The sequence below is a fragment of the Acidisoma cellulosilyticum genome, from assembly GCF_020621385.1.
GTDB lineage: Bacteria > Pseudomonadota > Alphaproteobacteria > Acetobacterales > Acetobacteraceae > Acidisoma > Acidisoma cellulosilyticum.
Genome location: NZ_JAESVA010000007.1, coordinates 73644 through 89490 on the forward strand (window position 1 = coordinate 73644; position 15847 = coordinate 89490).

The 15847-nt window shown below is 62.4% G+C and carries 15 protein-coding genes; 8 read left to right on the forward strand and 7 right to left on the reverse strand.

Annotation, left to right across the window (positions count from 1 at the left end):
- Window positions 1-3: 3 nt before the first annotated feature.
- The 4 genes from ACELLULO517_RS19100 to ACELLULO517_RS19115 form a co-directional block, all read right to left on the reverse strand.
- The gene (locus ACELLULO517_RS19100) at window positions 4-2463 is read right to left on the reverse strand and encodes an alpha-ketoacid dehydrogenase subunit alpha/beta (protein ID WP_227309016.1); all 2460 of its coding nucleotides are present in this window, start codon (window positions 2461-2463) and stop codon (window positions 4-6) included.
- Window positions 2464-2637: 174 nt separating this feature from the next.
- Window positions 2638-3228 (reverse strand): NADPH-dependent FMN reductase, encoded by a 591-nt coding sequence (locus ACELLULO517_RS19105; RefSeq protein ID WP_227309017.1) that lies wholly within the window; start codon window positions 3226-3228, stop codon window positions 2638-2640.
- A 32-nt stretch (window positions 3229-3260) separates the two neighbouring features.
- On the reverse strand, window positions 3261-3824 hold the full coding sequence (locus tag ACELLULO517_RS19110) for a DNA-3-methyladenine glycosylase I (protein WP_227309018.1): 564 nt from the start codon (window positions 3822-3824) through the stop codon (window positions 3261-3263).
- Window positions 3825-3870: 46 nt separating this feature from the next.
- Window positions 3871-4485 carry a hypothetical protein gene (locus tag ACELLULO517_RS19115; protein WP_227309019.1) on the reverse strand — a complete coding sequence of 205 codons (615 nt, stop codon included), beginning with the start codon at window positions 4483-4485 and terminating at the stop codon, window positions 3871-3873.
- Window positions 4486-4608: 123 nt separating this feature from the next.
- On the opposite strand from ACELLULO517_RS19115, the gene ACELLULO517_RS19120 reads away from it, so the two are divergent.
- Complete coding sequence (locus tag ACELLULO517_RS19120) at window positions 4609-5487, forward strand: MurR/RpiR family transcriptional regulator (RefSeq protein ID WP_227309020.1); 879 nt, start codon at window positions 4609-4611, stop codon at window positions 5485-5487.
- Between the two features lie 323 nt (window positions 5488-5810).
- Here the strand turns inward: ACELLULO517_RS19120 and ACELLULO517_RS19125 are convergent, their stop codons facing one another.
- Window positions 5811-6623: an ABC transporter ATP-binding protein gene (locus ACELLULO517_RS19125; protein ID WP_319796441.1), complete on the reverse strand. Its 813-nt coding sequence runs from the start codon at window positions 6621-6623 to the stop codon at window positions 5811-5813.
- A 290-nt stretch (window positions 6624-6913) separates the two neighbouring features.
- On the opposite strand from ACELLULO517_RS19125, the gene ACELLULO517_RS19130 reads away from it, so the two are divergent.
- The 4 genes from ACELLULO517_RS19130 to ACELLULO517_RS19145 all read left to right on the forward strand — a co-directional run bounded on the left by ACELLULO517_RS19130 (window position 6914) and on the right by ACELLULO517_RS19145 (window position 10194).
- The gene (locus ACELLULO517_RS19130; protein WP_227309021.1) at window positions 6914-7717 is read left to right on the forward strand and encodes a transporter substrate-binding domain-containing protein; all 804 of its coding nucleotides are present in this window, start codon (window positions 6914-6916) and stop codon (window positions 7715-7717) included.
- Between the two features lie 74 nt (window positions 7718-7791).
- Window positions 7792-8484, forward strand: coding sequence for an ABC transporter permease (locus tag ACELLULO517_RS19135; protein ID WP_227309022.1), 693 nt, complete (start codon window positions 7792-7794; stop codon window positions 8482-8484).
- Complete coding sequence (locus ACELLULO517_RS19140) at window positions 8481-9185, forward strand: ABC transporter permease (protein ID WP_227309023.1); 705 nt, start codon at window positions 8481-8483, stop codon at window positions 9183-9185. Before ACELLULO517_RS19135 ends, ACELLULO517_RS19140 begins: the two co-directional genes overlap by 4 nt.
- Before the next feature lie 34 nt (window positions 9186-9219).
- Complete coding sequence (locus ACELLULO517_RS19145; RefSeq protein WP_227309024.1) at window positions 9220-10194, forward strand: ketopantoate reductase family protein; 975 nt, start codon at window positions 9220-9222, stop codon at window positions 10192-10194.
- 15 nt (window positions 10195-10209) lie between these two features.
- On the opposite strand, the gene ACELLULO517_RS19150 is transcribed toward ACELLULO517_RS19145, so the two are convergent.
- Entirely contained in the window at window positions 10210-11505 is a 1296-nt protein-coding gene (locus tag ACELLULO517_RS19150) for an MFS transporter (protein ID WP_227309025.1), read from the reverse strand.
- A gap of 425 nt (window positions 11506-11930) precedes the next feature.
- On the opposite strand from ACELLULO517_RS19150, the gene ACELLULO517_RS19155 reads away from it, so the two are divergent.
- Genes ACELLULO517_RS19155 through ACELLULO517_RS19165 form a run of 3 tightly spaced genes read left to right on the forward strand, consistent with a single transcriptional unit; the run spans window position 11931 to window position 13998 of the window.
- Window positions 11931-12536 carry a hypothetical protein gene (locus ACELLULO517_RS19155; RefSeq protein ID WP_227309026.1) on the forward strand — a complete coding sequence of 202 codons (606 nt, stop codon included), beginning with the start codon at window positions 11931-11933 and terminating at the stop codon, window positions 12534-12536.
- 60 nt (window positions 12537-12596) lie between these two features.
- On the forward strand, window positions 12597-13253 hold the full coding sequence (locus ACELLULO517_RS19160) for a cytochrome b/b6 domain-containing protein (RefSeq protein ID WP_227309027.1): 657 nt from the start codon (window positions 12597-12599) through the stop codon (window positions 13251-13253).
- Entirely contained in the window at window positions 13243-13998 is a 756-nt protein-coding gene (locus tag ACELLULO517_RS19165; protein WP_227309028.1) for a molybdopterin-dependent oxidoreductase, read from the forward strand. Before ACELLULO517_RS19160 ends, ACELLULO517_RS19165 begins: the two co-directional genes overlap by 11 nt.
- 614 nt (window positions 13999-14612) lie before the next feature.
- On the opposite strand, the gene ACELLULO517_RS19170 is transcribed toward ACELLULO517_RS19165, so the two are convergent.
- Complete coding sequence (locus tag ACELLULO517_RS19170) at window positions 14613-15788, reverse strand: M20 aminoacylase family protein (protein ID WP_227309029.1); 1176 nt, start codon at window positions 15786-15788, stop codon at window positions 14613-14615.
- Between the last annotated feature and the right edge of the window lie 59 nt (window positions 15789-15847).

The following is a 15847-nucleotide window of genomic DNA, read 5'->3' on the forward strand; positions in this document are numbered from 1 at the left end:
ATGTCACAGCCCTTGCCGGGCGAGTGCGACATTATCCCACAACCGGTCGCCCGTCGCGGGGCGTGCAAGGTCCGGTATTAGCCGGTTGCAGACGATATCCAGAATGTCATGCGCCTGCGGGAAATAGGAGGATTCCAGGTCGGCCCCCGGCACGATCCAGTTCGGTGTGCCCAGCACCTCGACCGGCGCTTTCAAATGCTTGAAGCCGAAGCGCTGGATATTGGCGGCGAGCGTCATCAGGAAACTGCCGCGCTCGCAAGCTTCCGAGACCAGCAGCAGGCGGCCCGTCTTGGCGAGCGAGGTCAGAACCAGATCGTAGTCGAAAGGCACGAGGGAGCGCGCATCGATGATCTCGGCCGCAATGCCGTGTTCGGTCGCAAGCGTCTCGGCCGCGTCGATTGCCTTATACAGCGACGGCCCGATGGTCAGGATGGTGACGTCCTTGCCGGCGCGCTTGATATCCGGTGTGCCGAGCGGAATGCGGTAATAGTCGGTCGGCACGCCTTCGGGCTGGAACAGCTCGGTCGTGTCATAAAGCCGCTGGCTTTCGAAGAAGACGACAGGATCGTTGCCGGCCAGCGCCGAGGCCATCAATCCCTTCGCGTCATAGGGTGTCGCCGGATAGACGACCTTGAGGCCGGGGATATGGGTGACAAGTCCCGTCCAATCCTGGCTGTGCTGCGCACCATATTTGCTGCCGATGGAGCAGCGCAGCACCAACGGCATGCGCAGCACGCCGCCCGACATGGATTGCCACTTGGCCATCTGGTTGAAGATTTCATCGCCCGCGCGGCCGATGAAATCCGTGTACATCAGCTCGACGATGACGCGGCCGCCTTCCAGCGCATAGCCGACGGCGCTGGCGATGGTCGCGGCCTCCGAAATCGGCGCATTGAACAGGCGGTGATAGGGCAGGATTTCCGACAGGCCGCGATAGACGCCGAAGGCGCCGCCCCATTCGCGGTTTTCCTCGCCGTAGGCGATGAGCAGCGGATCGTGCTGGAAATGATGCAGGATCGGCTCGAACAGCGCATCGCGGATGGTGATGGCCGCCATGGCCGACAGCTTCTTGCCTTCCGGTGACTTGCCGACGCGGCTGCGCTTGGCAAGCTGGGTGACGCGGCTGCAGGTCTCGGCCGGCGCGATCAATGCGCCACCACCGGGCAGGGTTGCCAGTTCATCCGAGAACATCAGCCGGCCGACGGCGAAGGGATCGGCCTTGATGTCGATGGGCGGGGACGCCTCCGGATCGACCGACAGCGCGGTGATCTGCTGGATGGTCTGTTTCACGCCTGCCAGCATCTCAGCCTCAGCCTCATCGTCCAGGATGCCTTCGGCCTTGAGCGAGAGAGCGAAACCGGCGATGGCATCAACGCTACGCCAGGCCTCGATCTCTTCCTTGGTGCGATAGGCGCTGGCGTCCGTCGTTGAGTGGCCAACATAGCGGTAGCATTCGGCATCGATCAGCGCGGGGCCGCGGCGGGCGATCAGCAGATCGCGCTTGCGGCGGACGCTGTCCATGACGGCCAGCGGATTGGTGCCGTCCACCGTCTCGGCATGCATATTATCGGCGTTGAAACCGGCGCCGAGGCGCGACAGGCGATCCCAGGACGCTGTCTCCCCATTGGTTTGGCCGCCCATGGCATAGAAGTTGTTATGGAACAGGAACAGAACTGGCAGGCCGCCCTGATAGGCTTCGTCCCACAGATTCGTCAGCTGGCCCATGCCGGCAAGGTTCATCGCTTCCATGACCGGACCGCAAGCGGTTGATCCATCACCGATATTGGCGACCGCGATTCCTTGGCCGTGAAGTTTCTTGTAGAGCGCGGCACCGGTTGCGATGGCCGCCGACCCGCCGACGATGGCGTTGTTCGGATAGATGCCGAGCGCCGGGCAGAAGGCATGCATGCTGCCGCCCATGCCGCCGTTGAAGCCGTTTGAGCGCATCAGGATTTCGGTCAGCAGGCCAAAGAGCAGAAACTGCTCTGCGCGCTGGCGGATGTCATTGGTGCCCAGCCTGCCTTCCAGCGTGCGCAGCAACTGACCGCCGGCCTGGCCTTCCATGATCTGTGACAGCGCATCGCCGCCCAGCTTTTGGATAGCGGAGAGGCCCTTGGCGATGAACTCGCCATGGCTGCGATGGCTGCCGAAGACATGATCGCCGGCGTCCAAGGCAGCGGCGGAACCGACGGCGACAGCCTCCTGCCCGATCGAGAGATGTGCCGGGCCCGCATAGATATGCTTGATGCCGGCATAGGCGCCTTGGCCCTTGAAGCCCGCGAGCATCGTTTCGAACTCGCGGATGATCATCATATCGCGCAGCATGCGGCGCAGGCGGCCATCGCCCAGCGCCGCGCGCTCGGTCGCAAGCGGCGTGTCATAGGCATGGATGGGAATGCTTTTGATCGCGAGCACGGTCTTCTGGCGCGTCAGCGACGGGTCCACATGCAGAATTTTGGGCATAGAGCGTTTCCTCCCTTGGAAACGGCGGAGCGGCTTCCTGTCCGCTTTGCCAATCCGCCTCGCCTTATCTGCGCGCCCCGCAATAAGGTCAATCAGAAAGTTTCTTTCATATTTTTCTTATAGTGTGAAAATTGCTTTCTTATTTAAAGATGCTCGCCTCGTTACTTGGTATTATCAATAGGGCGGCGCTTTGCGGGCCTTCTGTGCTTTGGCGGCTTCCGTCCACCAGGCCAGATCATCGGCAAAACGGGGAAAGGCTTTCGCGAGGGAGTCGCCGGCGGTGCCGGTCGGCTTGCCCTCGGCATCCAGCGTGGCCGAGATCGGCCCGACCGTGAGTGTCGAGGAAATCACCACCATGCCCATTTCGGAGAGCGTGCAATGCCAGGCGGAATTGGCGCGTGCACCGGACAGCCGCCCGGCCGAATAGCTGGCGATCGCTGCCGGGCGCCAGAACCATTCTTCCAGGAAATGATCGGTGAGGTTCTTCAGCCCCGGCTGCAGACCCCAGTTATATTCGCCGGTCACGAACAGAAAGGCGTCCGCCTTGCGGATTTTGTCGGCCAGACGCTCCATCGCGGGCGGCGCCTCGCCCTGCGGATATTCCTTATACATCCGGTCCAGCATCGGCAGGTCGATCGCTTTGGCGTCGATCAGCTCGGCGTCATCGCCGCGGGCGATCAGCCCCTGCACCAGAAAATCCGCGAGGCGGATGCCCATCCGGTCGGCGCGGTATGAGCCGTAGAGGACAAGAATGCGGTCGCCCATGATGCGTTCCTTTGCCGAACCCGCAGGCGCCGTCAGCGCTTGCGGCAGAAGCAGCCTTTAGCATGATCATCGACCAGCCCGACGGCCTGCATCCAGGCATAGACGATGACAGGACCGACAAATTTGAAGCCGCGCTTCTTCAGCGCTTTGGATATTTCCTGCGACAACGGCGTTTCTGCCGGCAGTGCCACGCCGTCGCCCCGGATGGGTTTGCCGCCGGTAAAGCCCCAGGCGAAATCCGAAAAACTCAACCCCTCATCCTGCATCGCGAGATAGGCGCGGGCGCCGCCGATGGTCGCTTCGATCTTGGCGCGGGCGCGGATGATGCCGGCGTCACCCATCAGCCGCTCGACATCGTCGGGGCCGAATTTTGCCACCACGGCCGGGTCGAAATTCTGGAAGGCCGCGCGGAAACCCTCCCGCCGCGTCAGGATGGTCCGCCAGGAGAGACCGGCCTGGAACCCTTCCAGCATCAGGGTCTCCCATAGCAGACGGCTGTCGCGAATGGGCTTGCCCCATTCCGTGTCATGATACTGGGTCATCAGCGGGTCGCTATTCGCCCAGGAACAGCGCAGCACGGCGGCGGATGCGGTCATAACGACAGGCTAGCGCTGTTCCGAAACGGCGTCACGCCTTCTGGCCTCAGGATGCGACGACGCCGATCTCCTCGCCCTCTTCGAATTCGAAGACGTTCAGCTCGACCAGACCGAAGCAGAGCAGCCAAAGGCAGGCGTCCAGACAATCCAACCATTCCTGCGCCGCGCCCCAGGTCGCGGCGCAGGCGACGAGACCCACATAGAGCACGATTTTCACGCAATTGCGGATCCGCCATTCCAGCCCGTCGAAGTCACCCGGCACGTAGATGTCATAGGCGAGCGAGGCGCAGACGAGCAGCCAAAGCGTGGCATTGGCGAGATCGAGCCATTCGTGATCCATCCCGTAGGTGACCGTCGATTGGATGGCGATGCCATAGCCGATGGTCTGGACGGCGATGAGCAGCCACTTCTCCCATGCGCCCACGTAATTCTGGCGGAGCGTCGAGGACTCATATTGGAAGACGCCGAGCAGCAGCAGCCAGCCGAAGGAATCCATGGCTTCGTTCAGCGTTTCCGCGAAGAAATAAACCAGCAGATCGACAATCAGGGCCGCGAAGATCGTGTATTTGGTCCATTTGAAAATCCGGGGCCAAACCCGGCCAGGAATGGCGATCTTCTTGGGGGCCTGCGGCTGGGCAGGCGCAGGGCGGCTGAGGTCCAAGGCAATTATCCTTCGGCGAGGAACAGGGTTCCTTCAGCCGTAACAGCCGCGCGCCGGCCGTTATGCGAAATTTGGTTGACACTGATGGCCCGGCTTCCCGAATGCCTGAGGACGGAGACAGAGGTGCGGCGCTTGAAACAGGTCAGGGATTTGAGCGCGAGCGGCACCGGCCGCATCCGCCTGTTGCGCGCGGACCTTTCTCCGGCCGAGCAGCTTGCCTGCGATGAGGTTTTGGCCCTTGCCGGTGACCCGATGTCCCTGGCGATAGCGGTGATCGCCCGGGCCGCCAATGTCAGCGAGGCAACCGTCACGCGGATGTGCCGGCATCTGGGATTCCCAAGTTTTTCGGCCTTGCGCATGGCGCTGGTGGCCGAGGCCGCGCGCAATGCGACTCAGATGCTGCCAGGCGGCAGCGCGGGGGAAAGCGTGCCGGCGCGCGCCCTGCGCCACACGGCCGCCGCTTACGCGGCGGCGATCCACGAGACGGCGGCCACGGTGCCGGCGGAGACGATCGCCGAGATAGGCCGGCTATTGCGGGCCGCCAGCCGGATCAGCGTGCTGGGCATCGGCGGCAGTGCGGCGGTGGCGGCCGACCTCTGCCACAAGCTCGGCAAGCTGGGGCTCGCTGCCTCCGCGCAGGGGGACGGGGATATGATGACCATCGCGGCCTCCGCCGCTCGGCCCGGCCATGTGCTGATCGGCATCAGCCATACCGGGCGGACCGAATCCGTGGTCGCGGCCCTGGCCCTTGGCCGTAGCCGTGGCGCCAGCGTGATCGCGGTGACGCATGATCCAAACGCGCCCATCGCGCGCGTCGCCGATCTGCTGGTCAGGACCGCCAGCCGCGCGACCGATCTGCCGACCGATGAGCTATCGGGCCGGATGGCCCAGCTGCTGATCTTCGACGCGGTCTATACGGTGCTGGCGCTGGATGACCTGGGCGAGGGCCGGTCGCGGCTGACGGATGTGACCGAGGCTTTCGATCGGCAGCGGTTGCGGTGACGGGCAGGCAGCCTGCGCGGTTTTCTCGTATCGTTCTTTTGTCATCCGTTTATATCGTCGCCCGCGCACGTGTTGCGCGGGTCTATCCGATGCGGCGCTGAAACGCCGTCCGGGCGTCGCGAGTCTTTCTCGTATCGTTCTTTTATCGTCGCCCGCGGCTTCATGCCGCGGGTCTACCCATTATGGCGCCCAAACGCCGTCCGGGCGCCATAACGGGTGGGTCCGCGCAACAAGTGCGCGGATGACGAATGAAAAACGAGGGCGCGGATAACGATAAGGGGCGGATGACGGCTATTGAAATCGGCGCCGCGATCATCGCGTCTTCAGTTGTGAATCCGCGATAGGAACTGCCGGCAGCGATCGGATTTCGGGTTGAGGAAGACCTCGTCCGGCGTGCCTTCCTCCTCGATCTTGCCTTGGTGCAGGAAGACGACGCGATTGGCGACCTGCCGCGCGAAACCCATTTCATGGGTGACGACCAGCATGGTGCGACCTTCCTCGGCCAGTTTGCGCATTACGGCCAGCACTTCGCCCACCAGTTCGGGGTCCAGTGCCGAGGTCGGCTCATCGAACAGCAAAACGGCCGGTTCCATGCACAAGGCGCGGGCAATGCCGACGCGCTGCTGCTGGCCGCCGGACAATTGAATGGGATAAGCGTCGCGCTTGGCGGTCAGGCCGACTTTCTCCAGCATGGCCTCGGCCCGTTCGATCGCTTCGCGCTTGCCCAGACCCAGCACATGCATCGGCGCTTCGATCAAATTCTGGATGACCGTCATATGGCTCCACAGATTGAACTGCTGGAAGACCATGCCGAGTTCGCGGCGGATACGCTCCACCTGTCGCGCGTCCGCAGGCTCCTGCGTGCCGTCGCGGTGGCGGCGCATTTTGATGAGCTCGCCCTTGATGCGGACTTCGCCGGAATTCGGCATCTCAAGCAAATTGATGCAGCGCAGAAAGGTGCTTTTGCCGGAGCCGCTGCTGCCCAGGATGGCGATGACGTCATGCTCATGCGCGGTCATGGAGATGCCCTTCAGCACCTCATGCGGACCGAAGCTTTTATGCATGCCGTCAACACGGAGCGCTTCCACCCCGGTCTTGAGGACGGTGGTTGCGTGGTCTGCCTGCACCAGAGCCATTGTGCGCTTATGTCTTTCGCGAAAAGCTGATTGATCCCTGCAACAGGCGGCGCCTGTCAAGCAATTGACTCATTTTGTGGAAAAAGACGTTTCGAGTGGGTAGGGAGGAACCGAGCGGCTTGCTGTCGCGCGGATTTAGTAGCAGAGGGGCGGCGGCGACGGCATCGGTCCCGTCGTCTCGTGACGCGCATGGCCTGTCGCTTGCATGTTACCGACCATATCGCCTTTCAACGGTATCAAGCTGACCGGGCGCGCTGCCCGGGTCCGCAAGACCAAAGGGAGACTACCTGATGAAGAAGCTTCTGGCTGCCGGCGCGCTGGCGGTGATGATGCTCGGTCTGACCGGCACGGGTCCGGCCCATGCCAAGGCCTTTACCGAGCTGAAGTTCGGCGTCGACGCGACCTATCCGCCCTTCGAGAGCCTGTCGCCCTCCGGCGAGTTCGTCGGCTTCGACATGGATATGGGCCGCGCCATCTGCGCCTATCTGAAGGTCAAGTGCGTGTTCGTGTCCCAGACCTTCAGCGGCATCATTCCCGCGCTGCAGGCCCGCAAGTTCGACGCCATCCTGTCCTCGATGTCCAAGACGCCGGAGCGCGAGAAGGCCATTTCCTTCTCCACCCAGATGTATGACGAGCCGACCAGCCTGATCGCCAAGAAGGGTTCGGGCATCGCGGCGACGGTCGACAGCCTGAAGGGCAAGACGGTCGGCGTCGAAGCCGGCACCATTCAGGAATCCTACGCCAATGCCTATTGGAAGCCGGCCGGCGTTAAGGTCGTCTCCTATCCCGGTCAGGATCAGGTCTATGCCGATCTTCTCACCGGCCGTCTGGATGCGTCGCTGCAGGATTCCGTCGAAGCCGATTACGGCTTCCTGAAGACCCCGAAGGGCGCCGATTACGCGCTCGTCGCCAATATCACTGACGATCCGAAGGACGTCCTTGGGTCCTACGTCGCCATCGGCGTGCGCAAGAACGAGACGGCGCTGCTCGCCAAGATCGACGAGGCGATCGCGGCGCTGCACAAGGACGGCACCTACGACAAGCTGCAGTCCAAGTATTTCAACTTCAACATCTACCAGACCAGCGCGAACTAAGACTGTTCCGAGAGGGCCGCAGACGCATCAGTCTGCGGCCCTTTTTCTATCGTCGCTGCCGGAAGGGGAGTTGAATGTTCAATCTCGGGGGCTACGGCCCGATCATTCTGTCCGGCACGCTGACGACGATCGAGCTGTCGATCCTCAGCCTGATCGTCTCCTTCCTGATCGGTCTTCTCGGCGCCTCGGCCAAACTGTCCCGCAGCCGCATCGCGGTGGGTATCGCGACCGTCTATACCACGATCATCCGCGCCGTGCCGGACCTCGTTCTCATGCTGCTATTGTTCTATAGCCTGCAGATCTGGCTGAACGATCTGACGGATGCGCTGGGCCTGGACCAGTTCAACCTCGACCCCTTCACCAGTGGCGTCATCACCCTCGGCTTCATCTATGGCGCCTATTTCACCGAGACCTTTCGGGGCGCCTTCATGTCCGTGCCGCGCGGGCAGATGGAGGCCGCCCGGTCCTTCGGCATGCGCCGCTTCTATGCCTTCCGCCGCATCCTGTTCCCGCAGATGATGCGCTATGCGCTGCCGGGCCTGGCCAATAACTGGCAGGTCATCCTGAAGGCGACGGCGCTGGTGTCCATCATCGGCCTGTCCGATATCATCAAGGCGACGCAGGACGCGGGCAAGGCGACCTTCAATACCTTCTTCTTCTCGGTGCTGGCCGCCGTCGTCTATCTTGTCCTGACAACGGCCTCCAACGGCGTGCTGATGCTGCTGCAGAAACGCTATTCCGTCGGCGTGCGGAGGGCCGCGTCATGATCGACATCATCCAGCAATACTGGCGCCCGCTGCTTTATACCGACGGCTATACCATGACCGGCGTCGCCATGACGCTTTGGCTATTGGTGATTTCCTGCCTGATCGGCTTCTGCCTGGCGGTGCCGCTGGCGGTTGCGCGGAATGCGCGCAACCCCTTCATCCGCCTGCCGGTCTGGACCTATGTCTTCGTCTTCACCGGCACGCCGCTTTATGTGCAGCTGCTGATCATCTATACTGGCATCTACAGCCTGAGCATCGTCCAGCATACGAGCTTCCTGAACGCCTTCTTCCGCCAGGGCATTGACTGCACATTGCTCGCCTTCGCGCTGAATACCGGCGCCTATACGACGCAGATTTTCGCGGGCGCGATGCGCGACATGGCCTTCGGCGAGATCGAGGCGGCGCGGGCCATCGGCATGTCGGGCTTCACGCTGTATCGCCGCATCATCATCCCAAGCTCACTGCGGCGGGCTTTGCCGCTGTACAGCAACGAGGTCATCCTCATGCTGCATTCGACGACGCTGGCCTTCACGGCGACGGTGCCCGATATCCTGAAGGTCGCGAATGACGCGAATTCCGCGACCTATGAACCCTTCTGGTCCTTCGGCATCGCCGGCGTGCTGTATGCCTGCATCTCCTTCACCCTGATCTTCACCTTCCGACGCGCGGAGCATCGGTTCCTGGCCTTCCTGCGCCGCTAGCGTTACAGCAGACCAGAGATCGGGGAGTGCCGGTATGAAGGTCTGTGTCTATGGCGCGGGCGCCATCGGGTGCCATGTCGCGGCGCGCCTGGTTTCGGGTGGCGCCGATGTTTCCGTGGTCGCACGCGGGTCGCAGCTTGCGGCCATCCGAGAGCAGGGATTGCGGGTCGAAACACCGGACGGCACGCTGACAGCGCATCCGCGCGCCAGCGATGATCCCGCCGATCTGGGTCCACAGGACGCCGTGCTGGTGACGGTCAAAGCACCGGCGCTGACCGCTGTCGCCGCGGCCATCGCACCGTTGCTGAGGCCGGATACGCCCGTCGTCTTCGTCATGAACGGCATACCCTGGTGGTATTGCCATGGTCTTAAAGGCGATCTGGCAGGCAGGCAGTTTGCGGAGATCGATCCGGACGGCATCGTCTGGCGCCATATCGGCCCCGAGCGCGCCGTGGGCGGCGTCGTCTACTCATCCTGCACCGTTACGGCGCCCGGCACCGTTCGCGTGCTCAGCGCCAAAAGTCGCATCATCCTGGGCGAACCGACAGGCGAGGGATCGTCAAGGGCAGCGGCCTTGGCCGCTATCCTGCGTGCAGGCGGCTTTGTGTGTGAGGTCACGGACCAGATCCGGGACGCGATCTGGACGAAGCTCGCCTGGAATATCGCGACGGGACCGATTTGCGCCTTGGCTCGCGCGCCCATGAATGTCGCCTTGGCTGATCCGACGGTCGAGGCGGCGGTGCGGGCGCTGCTCGCTGAGGGGATCGCGATTGCGCGCGGGCTTGGCTGCATGATCGCGCCGGATATCGACGCGATCGTGAAGGCGGTGCGCTCCAGCCCGCATAAGCCGAGCATTTTGCAGGACCTGGAGCTTGGCCGGCCGATGGAAATCGACGCGCTATATACGATCCCGCTCGCCCTGGCGGAAATGGCATCGGTGCCCGCGCCGACACTCGGATTGCTGACGGCTCTGCTGCGTCTGCAAGCGCAACAGGGCCGCCAGCAATAGCGAGGCCGCGCCCATCTATTGACTGATCGCCTCCAACTCCTGGTTCGGCTTGATGTGACGCAGGAAGATCACGGCGCACATGCCGATCGAGACGCCGACGGCGAGCACAAGCCAGGTGCCGGTCGGCGTGGTCGTGTCGCTCAGCAAGGTCCAGAGCAGCGTGCCGATGACGAAGCCCAGCACCTGCATGGCACTCAGGAAACCGACCGCCGTGCCCCGCATGCGCGTCGGGAAGCTTTCCGCCTGATAGGCATAGCCGGCCGAGGCCCAGGTGCCGTTGGTGACCTGATAGAGCAGGAAATAGACGGTGACCACCAGCCAGGTCTGTTGGGCGTAGAGGAAGATCAGGCTGAGCGGGGCGACCAGGATCGCCGTCACGATGATGACCTCGCGCCGGCCGAAACGCTCGCCCAGCCATCCGCCCAGGATATAGAAGAAGAAGCCGATACCGCCCGTCACCAGCAGCAGGGTGCTGGCCTCTGACGAGGAGAAGCCTTTGAACTTGGTCAGCCAATAGGTGATGTAGAAATTGCTCGCGACATAGCTGGCGCCGTAGCAGATCCAGGCGACGGTCAGCCAGATGAGCTGTCGCCTGATCGCGGGTGACGCCGCAAACAGCTGACCGAGCGTGACGCGCTCGATCTCCTCCACCGCGACTGCGCGCTGGGCGAGCAGCGCCTGCAGCTTTGTGTCATCGCCCTTGGCCTGCGCCTCGCGAACCTGTTGCACATGCTCATAGCGATCGGATTCGCGGACGAACAGGCGCCCGACGATCACGCCGATGATGGGAATGACGCCGAGCAGGAAGACGAAACGCCAGCCGAATTGCCCGAAAGCGAGATAGACGGCGGAGGCGAAGAACAGGCCGAGGGGCCAGCCGCCCTGGACGATGGAATAAAGCAGTCCGCGACCCTTGGCCGGCACCTGCTCGTTGACGATGGTGATGGAGACCGCGAGTTCCGAATAGGCGAGGCCGGAGGCCAGGGCCCGTACCGCCACCAACTCCCAGAAACCCTGCACGAAATAGGTGAGGCCGGTGAAAATGGCGGTGCCGGCGAGGCAGATCATCCAGACACGCCTGCGTCCAAAACGATCCATGCCGTAGCCCGCAAAGATCGTGATGCAGAATTGGGCGCCGTAGACGAAGAAGCCGAGGATACCGATGCCGGTTTCCGAGATATGCAGCGACTTCGCGATATCGGGCAGTGCCAGGACGAGAAGATTGACGTCGTAGGACGCGAGCGCCCAGCCCGCCAGAGCGACAAGCACGAGATAGAAAATATAGCGCTTGTCCTGCGCTGCTTCTGCCATGGGACAATCTCCTCCCGTCCGATCTTCAGACACAGCCACTCACGGGCTGTTGATTGGGCGGAGAGGCATAGGCCACCGCCCGAACGGGAGATGGCGCCGGGACGAAGGCTGTCAACCAGACTGGTATTATGACATCACCAGATGCAACTCAGATGCGCCAGGACGCGAGAGAAAACATTAACTTCAATTTATTTTCGACATCCCGGGAATAAACCCTGCCTGGCCGGTGTCTGCGCCTGAGAACGGCAAGCGTGGCGCGATGGCAATCCGCGTAACCTGGGCGGGGTGACGGACGTATAGCGTTGGTGTGCATCCAACGATCACCAAGCTTGGAATGAGATGTGACGGAACTTTGCCTTGCATCCCGCAAGGATGAAGCTGCGAACTGCCGTCCATTACCGGCTTTCAGTCAGACAGGACAAATCATGCGACAGACATTCATCGCGACGGCGGCCATGGGCCTGGCACTTTTGGGCGGTATCGCCCTTGCCCAGGCGGCCGCACCCAAGCGCGTCCGCGGGACGGTGACAGCCATCACAGCGACTGAGATCAGCATCACGACGCGCAGTGGCGCTGCCGAGACCTTCGCCCTGACCGCCGATACGCATTATCTGGGCGAGACCACGGGCGCCATGACGGATATCAAATCCGGCAGCTATATCGGCAGCGCGGCCGTGCCCGTGGCGGGCGGCGGCGGCAAGCTGCGCGCCGTCGAAGTGACGGTCTTCCCGCCCAGCATGGTCGGCGTCGGCGAAGGCCATTACGACTGGGATCTGGGCAAGAACAGCTCCATGACCAACGGCACGGTCGGCGATCTGGTGACCTCCAACGGCAATACGATGATGGTCAAATACAAGGGCGGCGAGAAGGCGATCGTCGTGCCGGCCGATGTGCCGATCGTGACGATTGCCCCTGGTGCGATGACCGAAGTCACCAGCGGCGTGAAGGTTATCGTCGTTCCTGCCAAGGGCGACGCCAAGACGGCGGCCGCCGTGCTGTTCGGCCGCAACGGCATCACGCCGCCGCAATAACATCGTCATCGGGCCTAAAGGACAGGGGCCGATATCGGCCCTTGTCCGCGGAGACCGCCAATGTCTAACGCAGCTTCCCGACCGGCCAGGGGTCGATCGGTCCTGGTTCACCCGCTTATCGTGCGGATAACGCATTGGGTGAACGCCTTTGCGATCGTCTGCATGGTGATGAGCGGCTGGCAGATCTATGATGCCTCACCGCTGCTGCCTTTCGCCTTCCCGCCGTTCATGACGCTGGGCGGCTGGCTGGGCGGGGCCATTGCCTGGCATCTGGCCATGATGTGGCTGCTGATCGCCAATGGCATTCTGTACCTGGGCTACGGGCTCGCCTCGCGGCATTTCAAGCGGAGCTTTTTTCCGCTTAGTGCGCGTGGCGTGCTGTCGGATTTCCGCTCCGCGCTGCATTTCAATCTGTCGCATACGCCGGGCGTCTATAACGCCGTGCAGAAGCTGCTGTATCTGGCCGTTCTGCTTCTGGGCATTCTGGCTTTCCTCTCGGGTCTCGCGATGTGGAAGCCGGTGCAATTCGAATGGCTTGCGGCCGCTTTGGGCAGCTATCCCTCGCTCCGCTGGCTGCATTTCATCGCCATGACGGGCATCGTCGGTTTCGTCATCATCCATCTGGCGCTTGTCATCATCGTGCCGCGCACCCTGCCGAGCATGATCACCGGTCGCGTGCGGATGGATGATAAGGCAGGAATGCGCCATGAAGCGTGACACCGGATTGATCCGTCCCCGCGATGCCGCGCCCGAACTCAAGCGGGTCGAGCGCCGCCTGCTCCTGAAAACAGGCCTGTCCCTCGGGGCGCTGACCATGCTGACGGGCTGCAACCTGTCGGACGGCGATGAGGTCGACCGCGCCTTGTTCGCCATGTCCCGCTTCAACGATCGCGTGCAGGCCTTGCTGTTCAGCAAGACAAGGCTGGCCGCCACCTTCCCCGCCAGCCGCATCACCAATCCGTTCCGCTTCAACGCCTTCTATGACGAGGATGACGCGCCGGAGATCGATGCGTCGGATTGGAAGCTTGAAGTCTCCGGCCTCGTCGATGACAAGACGCCCTGGACCTTGGCCCGGCTGCGGACCATGCCACAGGAAAACCAAATCACCCGGCATATCTGCGTCGAGGGGTGGAGCCAGATCGGCGAATGGAGCGGCGTGCCGCTGCATCTGTTCCTGAAAAAGATCGGTGCCGATACGCGGGCCAAATATGTCGGCTTCAAATGCGCCGACCGCTATTATTCAAGCATCGACATGCCGAGCGCGCTGCATCCTCAGACCATTCTGGCGCTCGACTTCATCGGCAAGCCGCTGCCGACGGAATTCGGCTTCCCCATGCGGCTGCGCATTCCGACCAAGCTCGGCTTCAAGAACCCGAAATATGTCGTGTCCCTGTTTGTCACCAATGACAATCCGGGCGGCTATTGGGAAGACCAGGGCTATAACTGGTTCAGCGGTAGCTGAGACGATCGACGCCTTCTACTTTGCTTGTAGAATATACCCGACAAGGACAAATTTGACACTGGGCTAGAGTCCGTCAGGCTTAGTCGGAAACGCCCCCAAATCTATCGCCCGCGGACTTGTTCCGCGGGTGTACCCTTGCGCGCAGGCAAGCGGCTGTCTGGGCGCCGCGGCGGGTAGGTCCGCGCAACGAGTGCGCGGATGACGAATTATCTATTAAAATCCGACAGACTCTAATCAAGAGCCAATGGATGAAGACTTCTGCTGTGTCCGTCCCAGATGCTGCTCAAGCTGCATCCGCTGTGTCCCTGCAGATGCTCAAAGTGCTCAGCTTGTCCTGTAGTGCCAGTTTTGTGAGCCCGCACTGGGCCGTGGCATTCAGGGCAGCGCTTCACCAGCTTTCCCTGTTGCAGGAGCGCCTCATCTATACTCATTCGCTCCCAACGGGTGCCGATGCGAACCTGACAATCAATGCTTTTCGGCATCTAGAGCAGATCACAGTCAGATGGAATCATCTGACTGTGTGAAGATGCTCGCAAAAACAATAATCTAGAGCGGTATCTGCGAGCGTAAGCGAGCAGGAAACGCTCTAGTCTGCTCCGAAATCTTGGCTAGTCCTATGCCCGCAGCAACTGCTCCGTCAGCGTCGCCCAATAGGACGCGCCGACGGGCAGAACCTCGTCATTGAAATCGAATAGCGGGTGGTGCAGCCCAGGGTCGTTCGCGCCACGCGCCGTGCCCAGCATGATATAGCTGCCGGGCTTCTCGTTCAGCATATAGGAGAAGTCTTCCGCGCCCATGGTCGGGCGTTCCATCTCAGACACGCGGGCCGAACCCGCCACCGTTTCCGCCGCATACGTGGCGAGCTTCGTTGCCTCCACATCATTCACGGTCGCCGGATAGTTGCGCTTGAATTCGACCACGGCGGTGGCACCGAAGGCCGCGGCCACGCCGGTCGCGATCTGCTTCACGCCCGCTTCGATCACGTCGCCGACCGAGGGGGAAAACCAGCGCGAGGTGCCGGTCATCACCGCGCGTTCGGGGATGACGTTGGAAGCGACACCCGAGACGATGCTGCCGATGGTGACGACGCCGGCCTCGGTCGGCTCCATCCGGCGGGCGACGATCGATTGCAGCCCGGTCAAGATATGGGCGGCGACGAGGATAGGATCGACGCCTTCATTCGGCTTGGCGCCATGGGCGCCACGGCCCGTGACGGTAATGGTGATCTCACCGGTCGCGGCCATCACCGCACCATTGCCCCAGACGAAGGTGCCGGCGGGCTGGGTCGGCCAATTATGCATGCCGAAGACCTGCTGCATGGGGAAGCGCTGGAACAGACCCTCATCCACCATCACCTTGGCACCACCTTCACCCTCCTCGGCGGGCTGGAAGATGACATAGACGGTGCCATCGAAATTCCGCGTCTCCGCCAGGTAGCGGGCGGCGCCGAGCAGCATGGTGGTATGGCCGTCGTGGCCGCAGGCATGCATGACGCCGGGATTGAGCGAGGCATAGGGGACGCCGGTTTCTTCCGGGATCGGCAGCGCGTCCATATCGGCGCGCAGGCCGATGGCGCGGCCGTTCCCGGCATTGCGACCGCGAATGACGCCGACCACGCCGGTCTGGGCGATACCGGTGACGACTTCATCCACCCCGAATTCACGCAGGCGCTCGGCCACCACCGCGCTGGTGCGCGGCAAATCGAAGCCGAGTTCCGGATGGGCATGCAGATCCCGCCGCCAAGCGGTCATATCTTCATGGAAATCGGCAATCCGATTGATGATCGGCATGGGGGCGCTCCGCTCTCGCAAGGCCGCATGGTGCAGCGCAGTGGGGCCAGAGGACAACC